This window comes from Burkholderia torrens (assembly GCF_984668525.1).
Genome location: NZ_OZ480211.1, coordinates 2,989,765 through 3,005,165, shown reverse-complemented (window position 1 = coordinate 3,005,165; position 15,401 = coordinate 2,989,765). Strand labels below are relative to the sequence as shown.

At 69.2% G+C, this 15,401-nt stretch carries 14 protein-coding genes and 1 riboswitch; of the genes, 4 read left to right on the top strand and 10 right to left on the bottom strand.

Annotated elements, in window-relative coordinates; all coding sequences use genetic code 11:
• Positions 1 to 28 precede the first annotated feature (28 nt).
• The gene (locus tag AC5LXX_RS13925; RefSeq protein WP_493409816.1) at positions 29 to 1,684 is read left to right on the top strand and encodes a glycosyltransferase family protein; all 1,656 of its coding nucleotides are present in this window, start codon (positions 29 to 31) and stop codon (positions 1,682 to 1,684) included.
• A gap of 65 nt (positions 1,685 to 1,749) precedes the next feature.
• On the opposite strand, the gene lnt is transcribed toward AC5LXX_RS13925, so the two are convergent.
• From lnt to AC5LXX_RS13885, 8 genes are all read right to left on the bottom strand, one after another.
• On the bottom strand, positions 1,750 to 3,450 hold the full coding sequence (gene lnt, locus AC5LXX_RS13920; protein WP_493409815.1) for an apolipoprotein N-acyltransferase: 1,701 nt from the start codon (positions 3,448 to 3,450) through the stop codon (positions 1,750 to 1,752).
• Between the two features lie 52 nt (positions 3,451 to 3,502).
• On the bottom strand, positions 3,503 to 4,390 hold the full coding sequence (locus tag AC5LXX_RS13915; protein ID WP_034189026.1) for a CorC family transporter: 888 nt from the start codon (positions 4,388 to 4,390) through the stop codon (positions 3,503 to 3,505).
• Positions 4,391 to 4,707: 317 nt separating this feature from the next.
• Positions 4,708 to 4,857 (bottom strand): hypothetical protein, encoded by a 150-nt coding sequence (locus AC5LXX_RS13910; protein ID WP_164728356.1) that lies wholly within the window; start codon positions 4,855 to 4,857, stop codon positions 4,708 to 4,710.
• A 70-nt stretch (positions 4,858 to 4,927) separates the two neighbouring features.
• Positions 4,928 to 5,560 carry a gamma-glutamylcyclotransferase gene (locus AC5LXX_RS13905; protein ID WP_493409814.1) on the bottom strand — a complete coding sequence of 211 codons (633 nt, stop codon included), beginning with the start codon at positions 5,558 to 5,560 and terminating at the stop codon, positions 4,928 to 4,930.
• A gap of 12 nt (positions 5,561 to 5,572) precedes the next feature.
• Positions 5,573 to 6,349, bottom strand: coding sequence for an rRNA maturation RNase YbeY (gene ybeY, locus AC5LXX_RS13900; protein WP_493409813.1), 777 nt, complete (start codon positions 6,347 to 6,349; stop codon positions 5,573 to 5,575).
• A gap of 136 nt (positions 6,350 to 6,485) precedes the next feature.
• Complete coding sequence (locus tag AC5LXX_RS13895; protein ID WP_493409812.1) at positions 6,486 to 7,532, bottom strand: PhoH family protein; 1,047 nt, start codon at positions 7,530 to 7,532, stop codon at positions 6,486 to 6,488.
• Between the two features lie 29 nt (positions 7,533 to 7,561).
• A complete protein-coding gene (gene miaB / locus AC5LXX_RS13890; protein ID WP_493401525.1) occupies positions 7,562 to 8,935 on the bottom strand; it encodes a tRNA (N6-isopentenyl adenosine(37)-C2)-methylthiotransferase MiaB in 1,374 nt (457 codons plus the stop codon).
• A 213-nt stretch (positions 8,936 to 9,148) separates the two neighbouring features.
• Positions 9,149 to 10,081 (bottom strand): LysR family transcriptional regulator, encoded by a 933-nt coding sequence (locus AC5LXX_RS13885; RefSeq protein ID WP_493409811.1) that lies wholly within the window; start codon positions 10,079 to 10,081, stop codon positions 9,149 to 9,151.
• Positions 10,082 to 10,227: 146 nt separating this feature from the next.
• Here AC5LXX_RS13885 and AC5LXX_RS13880 point away from each other — a divergent pair, with 146 nt between their 5' ends.
• The 3 genes from AC5LXX_RS13880 (at position 10,228) to ribB (ending at position 13,457) form a co-directional block, all read left to right on the top strand.
• Positions 10,228 to 11,403 (top strand): MFS transporter, encoded by a 1,176-nt coding sequence (locus tag AC5LXX_RS13880; protein WP_282505929.1) that lies wholly within the window; start codon positions 10,228 to 10,230, stop codon positions 11,401 to 11,403.
• 210 nt (positions 11,404 to 11,613) lie between these two features.
• Positions 11,614 to 12,303 carry a helix-turn-helix domain-containing protein gene (locus AC5LXX_RS13875; protein ID WP_493409810.1) on the top strand — a complete coding sequence of 230 codons (690 nt, stop codon included), beginning with the start codon at positions 11,614 to 11,616 and terminating at the stop codon, positions 12,301 to 12,303.
• Positions 12,304 to 12,479: 176 nt separating this feature from the next.
• A riboswitch (FMN riboswitch) is annotated at positions 12,480 to 12,628 on the top strand.
• A 118-nt stretch (positions 12,629 to 12,746) separates the two neighbouring features.
• On the top strand, positions 12,747 to 13,457 hold the full coding sequence (gene ribB / locus AC5LXX_RS13870) for a 3,4-dihydroxy-2-butanone-4-phosphate synthase (protein ID WP_027789183.1): 711 nt from the start codon (positions 12,747 to 12,749) through the stop codon (positions 13,455 to 13,457).
• Positions 13,458 to 13,527: 70 nt separating this feature from the next.
• Here ribB and AC5LXX_RS13865 read toward each other — a convergent pair whose 3' ends face one another.
• Together AC5LXX_RS13865 and iolG are read right to left on the bottom strand one after the other, a co-directional pair.
• Entirely contained in the window at positions 13,528 to 14,214 is a 687-nt protein-coding gene (locus tag AC5LXX_RS13865; protein WP_493409809.1) for an HAD family hydrolase, read from the bottom strand.
• A gap of 188 nt (positions 14,215 to 14,402) precedes the next feature.
• Positions 14,403 to 15,389, bottom strand: coding sequence for an inositol 2-dehydrogenase (gene iolG / locus AC5LXX_RS13860; RefSeq protein ID WP_493409808.1), 987 nt, complete (start codon positions 15,387 to 15,389; stop codon positions 14,403 to 14,405).
• Positions 15,390 to 15,401 lie beyond the last annotated feature (12 nt).

Sequence of the window (15,401 nt, the reverse complement as noted above, 5' to 3'; positions counted from 1 at the left end):
CGCGTCAACACTTGCCGACGCCGACTGCATGGACGACCCGACCGACCTCCTGATTCCGCTGCTCCCGCCGTTCCTCGCGCTGCTCGGGCAGGCCGCCGACGCGCGGGCGCGCGGCGAGCACGCCGCGCACGATCTTTGGCTCGCCGCCGCCGCCCATCTGCACGCGGTCGATGCCGATGCGCTCGCGCAGCTCACGACGACACTCGTCGCGCGGCAGCGCATGGCCGACGCGCTCGCGCTGGCCGAATGCGCGGCGCGGGCGCAGCCGGGCGCGGGCACGTACTTCAATCACGGCTATGTGCTGCAGATGACCGGTCGCCACGCGGATGCCGTCGCGCCGTATCGCGCGGCGCTGGCGATCGATGCCGGCCGGCCGTCGCTGCGCAACAACCTCGCGATCGCGCTGCGGCTGTCGGGCGGCGACCGCGCGGAGGAGATCGCGCTGCTCGACGCGGCCGTGAAGCACGATCCGCGGGACGTGCAGGCGTGGATCAACCTCGTGGTCGCGCGGATCGCGACACACGATCTCGACGACGCACTCGCGTGCGCCGCGCGGCTCGCCGACCTCGCACCCGACAACGCGCTCGCGATGAACAACGTTGCGATGGCGATGAAGGAGGCGCAGCGCTGGGACGATGCCGAGCGCTACGCGACGCGCGCGTGCGAGCTGGCGCCCGACGACGCGTCGTTCCGGTTCAACCTCGCGATCATCCAGCTCGTGCGCGGCAACCACGCGGCCGGCTGGCGCGGCCACGAGGCACGCTGGGATGGCGCCGGCGAACTGCGCGGCCGCCGGCCGGCGCTGCCGGGCCCGCGCTGGCAGGGCGAGCCGCTCGCGGGCAAGACGCTGCTGGTATGGGGCGAGCAGGGGCTCGGCGACGTGCTGCAGTTCTGCCGCTTCGTCGCGCCGCTCGCCGAGCGCGTGCATCGCGAAGGCGGCCGGCTCGCGTGGAATACGTTCCCGCAGGTCGGCACGCTGATGCAGCGCAGCCTCGGCGCGCACGCGGACGCCTTCAGCGCGGGCGGCGGTGTCGACGTGCTGCCGGCATTCGATTACGAGGTGCCGCTGATCGGCCTGCCGCTGATGCTCGGCATGGAAGCGTCGACGCTCGCGTCGTCGGTGCCGTACCTGCAGGCCGACGCCGGTGCGCGCGATGCGTGGCGCGTGCGGCTCGCGGGCGATCGCCGGCTGAAGGTCGGGCTCGTGTGGACGGGCAGCGCGGGCCATCAGCGCAACCCGTTCCGGCGCGTCGGGCTCGAGCGCTATGCCGACGCGTTCCGCGGGATCGACGGCGTCGCGTTCCATTCGCTGCAGCCGGGCGCGCAGGCGGATGTCGCCGCGGCACGCGCGGCCGGGTTCGCGGTCGAGGATTTCACGGCGGAACTGACGAGCTTCGACGATACCGCCGCCTTCATCGGCGCGCTGGATCTCGTGATAACCGTATGCACGTCGGTCGCGCACCTGGCGGGCGCGCTCGGTGCGCGCACCTGGGTGCTGCTCGACGTGAATCCGCATTGGCCGTGGATGCTCGAACGCACGGACAGCCCGTGGTATCCGACCGCGACGCTGTACCGGCAGCCGACGTTCGGCATGTGGGAACCCGTGATGGAGGCGGTGAGTCGCGACCTGCGGAACCTCGCCGCGCAGCCGGATCGACTGGATCAACCGGCCCGGCAGGCCTGAGCGGCCGGCCGGTTCGCGGTGATCGGCCACCGCGCGGCCACCGCGCGCAGCGGCGGCCGTTTGCGTCATTCGGACCGGTCGTCGCCGTTCTGCCGGCCGTTGCGCCGGCGCAGCCCCGGCCCGAACGTGAAGCCGAACGCGAGCAGCACCAGCGACACCGCGAGCACGATGTTGTTGCCGCTCGTCACGTAAGGCGTGAAGCCGCTCGTGCCTTCGATTCGCACGTCGAGCGAGCCGATCGTGAACGGCTTCAGCTGGCCGAGCACGCGCCCGTGCGCATCGATCGCGGCCGTCATCCCCGTGTTGGTCGAGCGCAGCATCGGCCGGCCCGTCTCGAGCGAGCGCATCCGCGCGATCTGCAGGTGCTGGTCGAGCGCGATGGTGTCGCCGAACCACGCGAGGTTCGTCACGTTGACGAGCACGCCGGGCGGCTGCGGGTTGTCGCGGATCGTCGCGGCGATTTCCTCGCCGAACAAATCCTCGTAGCAGATGTCGGCCATCACGGGCTGGTTGTGCACGAGGAACGGCTTCTGCACGGGCGCGCCGCGCGCGAAATCGCCCAGCGGCATCTTCATCAGGTCGACGAACCACCGGAAGCCCCACGGGATGAATTCGCCGAAGGGCACGAGATGGTGCTTGTCGTAGTGATAGATGTCGCGCGAGTTCGGCGTCACGCCGTACAGGCTGTTCGTATAGTCGACGTAGTGGCCGTCCTCGGTCACCGATGCGCCGACCGCGCCGAACAGCACGGCCGAACCCGTCGTGTCGCTGAACTTGCGGATCGCGACGGCGAACGGCTCGGGCAGCTCCTGGATCATCACCGCGATCGCGGTCTCCGGCGTGACGATCAGGTCGGCCGGTTTCTCGACGATCATCTGCTGGTACATCTTGATCGCCGCGTCGATGCCTTCCTGCTCGAACTTGATGTCCTGCTTCACGTTGCCCTGCAGCAGCCGCACGGTGAGCGGTGCATTCGCGGGCACGGTCCACGTGACCTGCGACAGCCCGAGGCCGGCCGCGATCAGCGCGACCGCCACGCCGGCCGGCGCGGCGATGCGCACGCGTGCGTTGCCGCCGGAATTGCCGGCGCCGTCGTCGCGCGCGGGCGACGGGCGCGCGGCGACGAGCGCCTGCACGACCAGCGCGGCGAACAGCGCGAGCACCCATGCGATCCCGTACACGCCGACCACCGGCGCGAAGCCCGCGAACGGGCCGTCGACCTGCGGATAGCCGCTCGCGAGCCACGGAAAGCCGGTGAACAGCGTGCCGCGCAGCCATTCGCCGAGGGCCCACGCGCTCGCGAACGCGAACGCGCCGTGCCAGGTCGGCGAGAACGGGCGCGGATCGGGCGTGCGGCGATGCCACGCATGGCCCGCGCAGAACGACCACAGCCCGGCCGAGAACGCCGGGTACAGCGACAGGTACAGCGAGAACAGCACGAGCGCGCCGCCCGCGAGCGGCGCGGCCATCTCGCCGTACACGTGCATGCTGATGTAGAGCCACCAGACGCCGCTGATGAAATTGCCGAAGCCGAATGCGCCGCCGGTGAGCGCGGCGCCGCGCCAGCTCGACGTGCGCGTCAGCTGCGCGAAAAACCAGACGAATACGACGAGTTGCAGCCAGCCGCCGTGCGGCGTCGGTGCGAAGCTGAGCGTATTGGCCGCGCCGGCGAGCAGCGCGGCCGGGTAATGCCAGCGCGGCAGCGCGCGGCCGGGCGCCGGCGCGAGGAGGCCGCCAGCCGGGCGGGACGGGATCGGATCGTCCATGTGAAGCGGAAGTGGGCGAGCGGTTGAAGGAAACGCGGCTGGCGCGGAACGGTCAGTCTTCGTGCGAGGTTTCGGCGCGACGGCTGGCGAGCGGGTTGCGGCGCACCAGCAGCACATGCACCTGGCGCGCATCGCCGCGCTGGATCTCGAACACGAGGTTGCCGAGCTGCAGCTTCTCGCCGCGGTGCGGCACGCGTCCGAAATGATGGGTGATCAGGCCGCCGATCGTGTCGACTTCGTCGTCGGGGAAATCGGTGCCGAACGCCTCGTTGAACTGTTCGATCTCGGTGAGCGCGCGCACGCGGAAGCGGCCGTCCGGCCCCGAGATGATGTTGCCGGCTTCCTCGTCGAAGTCGTATTCGTCCTCGATGTCGCCGACGATCTGTTCGAGCACGTCCTCGATCGTGATGAGTCCCGCCACGCCACCGTATTCGTCGACGACGATCGCCAGGTGGTTGCGGTTCACGCGGAAGTCGTGCAGCAGCACGTTCAGGCGCTTCGATTCCGGAATGAACACGGCCGGGCGCAGCATCCCGCGCACGTCGAACTCTTCCTCGGCGTAAAAACGCAGCAGATCCTTCGCGAGCAGCACGCCGATGACGTTGTCGCGGTTCTCCTCGTACACGGGATAGCGCGAGTGCGCCTTTTCGAGGACGAACGGGATGAAATCCTCGGGCTTGTCGGCGATGTTGATCGCGTCCATCTGCGCGCGCGGCACCATGATGTCGCGCGCACACAGATCGGATACCTGGAACACGCCTTCGATCATCGACAGTGAATCGGCGTCGATCAGGTTGCGTTCGTGGGCGTCCTGGAGGATTTCCAGCAGCTCGCCGCGGGATTCGGGCTCGGGCGAGATGAAGTCGGTCAGGCGCTCGAGCAGCGAGCGCTTTTCTTGCGGTTTGTCGGTTGGCTTACGACTGGGATACGAATCGTTCATGGTGGTGCGCCCGGGTCATGCCGGAGCGCGCTGTCACGGAGTAGGCAAGGATACACCAAGGGCACGACGCGACCGTGTCACCCCGGCCGTCCGGCCAGGGCGGGCGGCTCGCGGGCCCCGCTCGCGGACGGCCGCGCCGGGCGCGACATCGTCCTCGGGTCCATCCTATCCCAGAACAGGGCGAAGGCGCAGCAGCGGCAAAAATCGGCTGCGGGCGGCGCGGGATGGCGCGACACGGGGAAACGACCGGCCGGCCGGTCGGTGCCGGCGGCAATCTGCCGCACGCGATTGCGTGTGAACCCGGGCCTGGAAGGGGCTCAGAAGCGCATGCCGGCCGAGCAGCCGCCGGCGGCCGCACCGTTGGTCGCGGCGCCGCCGCAGCCGAGGATGCCGCAGCCGGACAGCGCGACGCTCGCGGCGACGAGCAGCGCGGCAATCCTGCAACGTGACCGGCGTGACGGTTTCATCGGCGGGAACCTCGTTCGAATGCGCGGGCGGCGCGGGATCGCGTGGTGGCAAGCCGGGCGTCGGGCCGCGTCACTTGCATCGCGCGAGCAGCCCTTCCAGCGCGCGATCGGGAATGCCGCTCGCGCGCAGCGCGTCGACGGTGCGGCTCACGTAGTCGAGCGTCGTGCCGTAGCGGCCGGCCGCGCAGCTGAACACTTCCTTCACGACCGGGTCGGACAGCTTGCCCGTATAGGTCGGTACGTCGCGGCGCATCACGAAGGCGAGCGCGTTCACGCGTTCGCCGTTCTCGAGCGTGCACGGCAGCCAGGCGGGCCGGTACGACCCCATCGGCATCTCGCGCTTCCACAGCGTCTCGAGGTGCGGCTGCGCGGTCGGGCCCGACAGCCGGAACGCGATGCCGGAGCACGAGCCGCCGCGATCGAGCGCGAGCACGAGGCCCGGGCGTTCGGGCGTGCCGCGGTTCACGCGCGACCACAGGTAGAGGCCGCGGTGGTAGCCGTGCACCTTGCCGCGCACGGCGGCGATGGTCGGCAGGCCGGGGTTCCAGATCAGCGAGCCATAGCCGAACAGCCAGAGGTCCTGCCGGCCGTCCCAGTCGCGCATCGTGTGCGCGAGCGAGGCCGCGAGCTCGTCTTCCGTCAGCAGTCGCCCGTCGCCGATCGCGGGCGGGTAGGCGGGCGGGAGCATCGCGGCGTTGCGCATCGTACTGAACGCTTACTGGTACGGGTTCGGGAAGCCCAGCTTCGCGAGGATGTCGACTTCGAGCGCTTCCATTTCGGCCGCGTCCTCGTCGCTCGTCTCGTGGTCGTAGCCCTGCGCGTGCAGCGCGCCGTGCACCAGCAGGTGCGCGTAGTGGGCCGTGAGCGGCTTGCCCTGTTCGTGCGCTTCCTTCTCGACGACCGGGCAGCACAGCACGAGGTCGCCGATCACGGTGCCGTCGGGCGCCGCGTCGTACGCGAAGGTCAGCACGTTGGTCGGGTAGTCCTTGTGGCGGTAGCCGGCGTTCAGCGTGCGGCCTTCGTCTTCGCCGACGAAGCGCACGGTGAGCTGCGCGCTCGCGAACAGCGCCGGCTCGATCCATTCGGCGATCAGCTTGCGCTTGGGCAGCGTCTTGCGCACGTCGCTCGTGATCTCGTCGCCGTACTGCACGGACAGGTCGAGTTCCAGCGCGCGCGGTTCGTCGTCGACGTCGTCTTCGCGCGGCGCGAGTTCCGCGCCCACGTGCAGCGTCACGCTGTCGTAGTGCTCGGGCTGCAGCGCGAGCTTCGCGCGCATCGCCGGGTCGTTGTGCTGTGCGACGATCGCGACGGCCGCGTCACCGGAGCTGCCCGACAGGTCGAACATCAGGCTGCGGCCGTCCGGGAAGTCGATCCGCAGCCCTTGTGCGTTGACGGTCCGGGCCTTGCCCTTCGCGTCGAACAGCGAAAGACGGGGGGATTCGGGCGCGGCGGACGGGGCGCGACCGGACTTGCGGGAACGGGAGGATTTCATGACGCGTACGGCGATTGGGACGCGTTGAGGATACACCAAACGGCCGATCCCACCCGAATTCGAACCGGCGAAAAAAAGCCCGGCGCGCCGTGTGGCGGGCCGGGCCGGCAGGCTGGGGGCAGCGCGTGGGTGCTCGTCAGCCGTCCTGATGCTGCGCGTGGAACTCGTCGTACGCCTCGACGATGCGCGCGACGAGCGGATGGCGCACGACGTCCGCGCTCGTGAAGCGCGTGAGCGCGATGCCGCGCACGCCGCCGAGCACCTGCTGCGCCTCGACGAGGCCGCTCTTGTGGCCGCGCGGCAGGTCGACCTGGCTCGTGTCGCCGGTCACGACGGCCTTCGAGCCGAAGCCGATCCGCGTGAGGAACATCTTCATCTGCTCGGGCGTGGTGTTCTGCGCCTCGTCGAGGATGATGAACGCGTGGTTCAGCGTGCGGCCGCGCATGTACGCGAGCGGCGCGATCTCGATCATCTGGCGCTCGAACATCTTCGCGGTCTTGTCGAAGCCGAGCAGGTCGTACAGCGCGTCGTACAGCGGGCGCAGGTACGGGTCGACCTTCTGCGCGAGATCGCCCGGCAGGAAGCCGAGCCGCTCGCCGGCCTCGACGGCCGGGCGCGTCAGCACGATCCGCTTGACCTGGTCGCGCTCGAGCGCGTCGACTGCGCACGCGACCGCGAGATAGGTCTTGCCGGTGCCGGCCGGCCCGATGCCGAACGTCACGTCGTGCTGCAGGATCTGCTTCAGGTACTCGCGCTGCGCGGGCGTGCGGCCGCGCAGGTCGGCGCGCCGCGTGTAAAGCTTCGGCGCGGGTTCTTCGTCCGGCTCGCTGGCGTCGAGCTGCACGACGGGCTCGTCGAACGGATGGTCGGGGTCGCCGCGAAAGCGCACGTCGAGCGTCTCCTGGCGGCCGTTGCCGGTCGTGTGGCGCACCTCGACCAGCGCGAGCTGGATGTCGTCGACCGACAGCGGATCGCGCGCACGGTTGTAGAAGTTTTCGAGCGCGGCGAGCGCGAGCTTGGCGCCGCGCCCGCGAATCGTGATCCGGTGGCCGCGCCGCGCGAGCGTGACGTCGAGTGCCTGTTCGATCTGCCGCAGGTTCTCGTCGAGCGGGCCGCAGAGGTTGGCGAGGCGCGCGTTGTCGTCGCGCGGGGCGGTGAATTCCAGTGCTTGGACGGTCTTCAAAGTAGCGTCGGGCTCCTGTCGGGCGTCAATCAGTGGGTGGCCGCGCTCGCGTCGTCGCTAACGAGCACGAGCTCGCCGCGCAGCGAGTGCGGGTACGCATGGTTGATCTTCACGTCGATCATCTGGCCGATCAGGCGCGGGTGCGACGCGAGCGGCGCCGGGAAATTCACGACCCGGTTGTTCTCGGTGCGGCCCGCGAGTTCGTTCGGGTCCTTGCGCGACGGGCCCTCGACGAGGATCCGCTCGACCTTTCCGACCATCGACTGGCTGATGCGCGCGACGTTCTCCTCGATGGTCGCCTGCAGATGTTGCAGGCGTTTGAGCTTCACTTCACGCGGCGTGTCGTCGTGCAGGTTCGCGGCCGGCGTGCCGGGGCGCGGGCTGTAGATGAACGAGAAGCTCGTGTCGTAGCCCATCTCGTGCACCAGCGCCATCATCTTGTCGAAATCGTCCTCGGTCTCGCCGGGGAAGCCGACGATCATGTCGGTCGACAGCGACAGGTCCGGGCGGATCGCGCGCAGCTTGCGGATCACAGACTTGTACTCGAGCACCGTGTAGCCGCGCTTCATCGCCATCAGGATGCGGTCGGAGCCGTGCTGGACCGGCAGGTGCAGGTGGCTCACGAGCTTCGGCACCTTCGCGTAGGTGTCGATCAGGCGCTGCGTGAATTCCTTCGGGTGCGAGGTCGTATAGCGGATCCGCTCGATGCCGGGGATGTCGGCGACGTATTCGATCAGCGTCGCGAAATCGGCGATCTCGGACGAGCCGGCCGCCAGCGCGCCGCGGTAGGCGTTCACGTTCTGGCCGAGCAGCGTGACTTCGCGCACGCCCTGGTCGGCGAGGCCGGCCACTTCGGTCAGCACGTCGTCGAGCGGGCGCGACACTTCATCGCCGCGCGTGTACGGCACCACGCAGTAGCTGCAGTACTTCGAGCAGCCTTCCATGATCGACACGAACGCGCTCGGTCCCTCGACGCGCGCGGGCGGCAGGTGGTCGAACTTCTCGATTTCCGGGAACGAGATGTCGACCTGCGCGCGGCCGCTCTCGCGGCGGGCGTCGATCATCTGCGGCAGGCGGTGCAGCGTTTGCGGGCCGAACACGAGGTCGACGTACGGGGCGCGCGACACGATCGACGCGCCTTCCTGGCTCGCGACGCAGCCGCCGACGCCGATCAGCAGGCCGGGCTTCGCTTCCTTCAGCTCGCGCACGCGGCCGAGATCGGAGAACACCTTCTCCTGCGCCTTTTCACGCACCGAGCACGTGTTGAACAGGATGATGTCCGCGTCTTCCGGCGTGTCGGTCTTTTCGAGGCCTTCGGAGGCATTGAGCACGTCCACCATCTTGTCCGAGTCGTACTCGTTCATCTGGCAGCCGAAGGTCTTTACGTAAACTTTCTTGGTCATGGGGATTCGCCGTTCGCAGTGGTTGACCTGGGGGCGTCGTCAAGGGTGAATCGGGACGGTCGTGCGCTGCACGCGAAAGGCGCGCAGCGAGCGGAAAGGCCGTCGGGAAAGCCTTCCATTATAGCTTTTCACGCCGCGCCGGACGGGCGGCGGGTTGCGGCCGCGCGACGCCGGGTGTCGGGTTCCGACCCCTCGATGGCGATGTGGCCGCCGTCAGCGGCACGCGTTCAGCAGGTCGTCGAGCGCGGCTTCCTCGTGCGCGAAGCGTTCGGCGAGAAAGTCGAGCAGCACGCGCACGCGCGGCGCCATGTAGCGCTTGCTGTGATAGATCGCGTGCAGCGGCGCGTCCTGGTGCCGCCAGTCGGGCAGCAGCACGCGCAGCCGGCCCGCGCGGACGTCGTCGGCAATGTCCCACAGCGACTTCAGCGCGATGCCGTGGCCGCGCAGCGTCCATTCGCGCGTGAGGCCGCCGTCGTTGGTCTCGAACGCGGTCGACACCGGCACCGTGTGGATCTGCACCTCGTCGCCGCGCGTGAAGTGCCACGTGTTCATCGGGCCCGACGCGATCGTGATCACGTTGCACGGAAAGCGGGCCAGATCATGCGGATCGGCCGGCGTGCCGTGGCGCTCGACGAACGACGGCGCCGCGCAGAGTACGCGCCGGTTGGTCGCGAGCCGGCGCGCGATCAGCGCGCCGTCGGGCGGCGCGGCGAAGCGGATCGCGAGATCGATCTCGTCCTGCCACAGGTTCGACGACGAATCGGACGCCGTCAGCGAGAACGTGACGCCGGGATGCAGCGTCGTGAATTCGTGGAGCCAGTCGAGCAGTTGGTGACGGCCGAAATCGGACGTCGACGACAGCCGCACCTTGCCGCTCACGACATTGCGGCCTTCCTGCAGCATCGCATCCGCGTCGTCGAGCGCCTGCAGCGCCTGCCGGCAGCAGTTCAGGTACAGCTTGCCCTCGTCGGTGAGCCGCAGCTGCCGCGTCGAGCGTTCGAACAGCCGCGTCGCGATCTTCGCCTCGAGCTTCGCGAGGCGCGCGCTCGCGGCGGCCGGCGTGAGGTTCAGCTTGCGCCCGGCGGCCGTCAGGCTGCCCAGTTCCGCGGCTTCGACGAACAGCCGGATATCGCCCAGTCGATCCATGCGATTTTCCAGAAATTTTTGAAAATGGTTCAAATGCCACGCCAATTATCAAATATAGGCGTCTTCGGGACAATGCGCGCACATCCCGCTTCTTGTGCGGTGCGGCACCGACCGGGCGCCGCGGCCGCCGCCTTCCGGAGAACGTCATGCCCATTCCGTTACTGGCGCTCGCGATCAGCGCCTTCGCCATCGGCACCACCGAATTCATCATCATGGGCCTGTTGCCCGAAGTCGCGCACGACCTCGCCGTGTCGCTGCCGTCGGCCGGCCTGCTCGTCACCGGCTATGCGCTCGGCGTCGCGGCCGGCGCGCCGCTGCTCGCGGTGCTGACGAGCCGCATGCCGCGCAAGGCCGCGCTGCAGCTGCTGATGGCGATCTTCATCGTCGGCAACGTGCTGTGCGCGACCGCGTCCGGCTACGCGATGCTGATGGTCGCGCGCGTCGTCACGTCGTTCGCGCACGGCTCGTTCTTCGGGATCGGCGCGGTGGTCGCCGCTTCGCTCGTGCCGGCCGACAAGCGCGCGAGCGCGATCGCGCTGATGTTCACCGGGCTCACGCTGTCGAACGTGCTCGGCGTGCCGTTCGGCACGTTCGTCGGCCAGCTGCTCGGCTGGCGCGCGTCGTTCTGGATCGTCGCCGCGCTCGGCGTGCTGGCCCTCGGCGGCGTGGCCGCGCTGGTGCCGAACCGCCACGACAGCGGGCCGGTCGGCCTCGGCCACGAAGTGCGCGTGCTGAAGGAGCCTCAGGTGTGGCTCGCGCTGCTGATGACGGTGCTCGGCTTCGGCGGCGTGTTCGTCGTGTTCACGTACATCGCACCGATTCTGGAGACCGTGTCGGGCTACTCGCCGCGCGCGGTCGCGCTGATCCTCGTGCTGTTCGGCGCCGGGCTGACGATCGGCAACACGCTCGGCGGCAAGCTCGCCGACCGTGCGCTGATGCCGTCGCTGATCGCGATCCTCGTCGCGCTGATGGCCGTGATGGCCGTGTTCGCGAAGACGAGCCACCTGCCGGTCGCGGCCGCCGTCACCGTATTCGTCTGGGGGATCGCCGCGTTCGCGACGGTGCCGCCGCTGCAGGCGCGCGTGGTCGAGAAGGCCGCGAGCGCGCCGCATCTCGCGTCGACACTGAACATCGGCGCGTTCAACGTCGGCAACGCGGGCGGCGCATGGCTCGGCGGCCTTGCGCTGGAACACGGCTTCGCGCTCGACGCGCTGCCGTGGGTCGCCGTCGCGGTGACGTTCGCGGCGCTCGTCGTCACGTGGCTCGCGATGCGGCTCGACGCGCGCGGCCCGGCACGCGGCGCGGCGCCGGCGGCGCAGTGAGCGAGCGGCGCGAAGGTGACGCGATAGCGGCAGGAAAAGGTTCGCGAGAAACGCATTCCTCCGCGATGCTGATAACGGTGTGAAGATAACTTCGTTTGCCCGTACCGGGCCGGGTGATAGCGTCTCGATACGCGCCAACGACCGGCGCAACCCGATTCCGATTCCGGCTTACCCCTACGCAGGGCCGTGCAGCGGCCCGGAGGCAATGCTATGTCTTCATCCCTGGCGCTCGTGCGCGACGTGTCTTCCTTCGAGTCCGGCAATGCGGCCGACCTGCGCGGCGCGTCCGCGTCGCTCGACGTCCTCGAGCAGGTCGTCGGCGTGAACCTCGCGCGCTTGCGCGCCGAGCGGCAGCTGTCGCTCGATGCGCTCGCGCGGCTGTCCGGCGTGTCGCGCGCGATGCTCGCGCAGATCGAATCGGCGCGCAGCGTGCCGTCGATCAAGGTGCTCTGCAAGATCGCCGCGGCACTGAAGGTGTCGGTCGCGGCGTTCCTGCGCCGCCATGCGGTGAACGGCTTCGAGCACCTGGCGGCCGAACGCGCATCGCGCGTCGTCAGTTCGAACGGCCGTTTCTCGGCGCGCGCGCTGTATCCGGAAGGCGAGCCGGCCGCGGCCGAATTCCACGAGCTGCGGATCGCGCCGCTGCATACGGAGCCCGGTGCGCACCGGGCGCCAGGCACGACGATCAACCTCGTCGTCAGCGAAGGCACGCTCGAAGTCAGCGTGCACGACCGCCGCCAGTTGCTCGCGACCGGCGACGCGATCGTGTTCGACGCCGACCAGCCGTACAGCCTGCGCAACCCGGGCGACAGCGAAGCGCGCGCGTTCCGTGTGACGGTGAGCCCCGAGGTGCCGCCGCGCTGGCTCGTGCCCGACGCGGCGCACGCGGCCGTCAACTGATCGTGCAGGCCGCCGGAGCGGCTGCGACCCCGATTGTCGGGGGATCGCGGCCTCGTCCGCCGGCCGTTTGGACGATGCCGTTAGACGGGGTCGTCAGTAAGGTTTTACGCTGCGCGTCGCGCGCGGCTGCTGTATGCTTGGCCCGCCGATGACGGGGCGTTCCCGTCCGGCAATCAGTGCGTCTTCAGGGCGGGGCGAAATTCCCCACCGGCGGTAGGCTGGCGTAAGCCGGCGAGCCCGCGAGCGCCCGCGCATCCGCGCGGGGTCAGCAGATCTGGTCGAATGCCAGAGCCGACGGTCACAGTCCGGATGAGAGAAGATGTGCAGATAGTCATGTCCGTCAGGGCCGCTTCGCGCTGCATGCGAAGCGGGTTGTCGTTCTGTCTGTTTGCAATGCCCTGAAACGTTTTTCGCCCACATCGTATTTGCGAGGAGCGTTTCACATGTCCTTGATGTCCGTTTCGTCGGCGCCCGCCGACGCCTTTGCCGATCTCCCGCTGCTGGATTCCGAACCGGTGCCGCCGCGCATCGCCGCTGCGCTCGACGCGATGCGCGCAGGCCGTGCGGTCGTGCTGCAGGATGACCACGACCGCGAGAACGAAGCCGACCTGATCGTCGCCGCCGAGCGCATCACGCCCGAGACGATGGCGCTGCTGATCCGCGAATGCAGCGGCATCGTCTGCCTGTGCCTGACCGACGACACGGTGCGCGCGCTCGAACTGCCGCCGATGGTGCAGACCAACGAAAGCCGCAACGGCACCGCGTTCACGGTGTCGATCGAAGCGCGTGAAGGCGTGCATACCGGTGTGTCGGCGGCCGATCGCGTGACGACGATCCGCGCGGCGATCGCGGAAGGCGCGAAGCCGCACGACATCGTGCGCCCCGGCCACGTGTTTCCGCTGCGTGCGCAACCGGGCGGCGTGCTCGCGCGCCGCGGTCACACCGAAGGCACGGTCGACCTGTCGATCCTCGCGGGCCTGAAGCCGGCCGGCGTGCTGTGCGAGCTGATGAATCCGGACGGCACGATGACGCGCGGCGACGACGTCGAGCGTTTCGCGCAACGCCACGGGCTGCCGATGCTGACGATCGCGGAGCTCGTCGAATTCCGCGAGGCGCTGGCGGCCGCGCGCGAACGCTGCTGCGAACCGGCCTGAGCGACGGGAAGGCGGGTGCGTTCGTGCACCCGTCGGGGGCCGGATCGACCCGATCCGGCCGGCATGAACATCAGGACTGCACGTCGCCGAATTCGCCGCGCAGGCCGGCTTCGACGAGCGCCGGCAGTTCGTCCATCTTGCGCATGATCCGCGTGATGCCCATCGCGCGCAGCGCGTCCGCGTAGTTGTCGGGAATGTGGCTCGCGCCGACGAACGCGATCGTCTTCATCCCGGCCGCCCGTGCGGCATTCAACCCCGATACGCTGTCCTCGACGACGATGCAGCGCTCCGGCGCGACACCGAGCGTCTGCGCCGCGTGCAAGTAGACGTCGGGGTAGGGTTTCGGCCGCGCCACCTGCTCGGAACTGAACACGCGCTCGCCGAAAATCTCGGTGAGCGACGCGCGCTTCAGCGAATTGCGCACGCGCACGAGCCGGCTGTTCGACACCACGGCCGCCGGCAGCGTGACCTTCAGCAGCGCGTCGCGCACGCCGGAGATCGGCGCGAGCGATTGCGCGAGCGCGATCTCGATGTTGTGCTCGATGGTCTCGATGAAGTTCGCGGGCATCTCGATCCCGAAGCGGGATTCGATGCCGGTGAGGAAGCGCGACGTCTGCTGGCCGAATGCCGACTTCGCGGCGGCTTCGAAATCGAGGTTCGGGAACGTGGCGGACAGCGTTTCAAGCAGCACGCGGTCGGCAATGACTTCGCTGTCGACGAGCACGCCGTCGCAGTCGCAGATGAGGTGATCGAGCATGGTGATGAAAATGCGGTAGACCGGCGACGCCGATCAATTCGCCATCATACGTGCTTTCACGGGCACGCCGCGTGACGTTTCGGCAAATTTGCCCGATACGGGCGTGCGGGTGCCACATGTCGTGCCGCCGAGGCACCGATCGCCCGATGGCGGCCGCCCGGGTGACCGGGCCGCCGCAGTTTGTCGCGTCACAGCGCGATCACGCGCCCCGTTTTCCACGACGTCATCGCGGCTTCGGCCAGCTCGAGCGCGGCGAGCCCGTCGTCGATCGTCGTCCTGACCGGTGTGCCGTCGCGCAGCGCGTCGACGAAGTGCGCGATCTCGGCCGCGTATGCATGCCGGTAGCGCTCGAGGAAGAACGGCTCCGGCACGTCGGTCGCGATGCTGCCGGCGAGCCACGCGCTCACCTCGGTAGGCCGCACGTTGCCGGCCTGCAGCATCCCGTGGCTGCCGAGCAGCTCGAAGCGCTGGTCGTAGCCGTAGGCCGCGCGTCGCGACGTGTTGATCTGGCACAGCATCCCGCGCTGCGTGCGGATCGTCACGGCGGTCGAATCGATGTCGCCGGCTTCGTGCACGGCGGGGTCGGTCAGGCAACTGCCGGTCGCGTGCAGCGTCTGCGCCTCGTCGCCGAGGATCCAGCGGAACACGTCGAAGTCGTGGATCAGCATGTCCTTGAAGATGCCGCCCGAGCTGCGGAGATAGTCGGCCGGCGGCGCGCCCGGGTCGCGGCTCGTGACGACCAGCATTTCCGGCGCACCGATTTCGCCGCGCTCGACGCGTGCCTTCAGCGCCGCGAACGTCGGGTCGAAGCGGCGCTGGAAGCCGATCATGCAGGTCACGCCGGTGCGCCGCACGACGTCCGCGCATGCGCGCGCGCGTTCGACGGTCAGGTCGACCGGCTTCTCGCAGAACACGGCCTTGGCCGCGTTCGCGGCCGCGACGATCAGGTCCGCGTGCGTGTCGGTGCTCGACGCGATCACGACGGCCTGCACCGACGCGTCGCCGAGTGCGCGCTCGATGTCGGCGACCTGCGCGCCGTGCGCGTGCGCGAGCGCCTCGGCCGACGGCGCATGCCGGTCGATCACGTACCTGAGCTTCGCGCCCAGATGGCGCGCGAGATTCGCCGCGTGGATCTTGCCGATCCTGCCCGCGCCGAACAAGGCGAATTCGATCATTCCGTTCTCCTG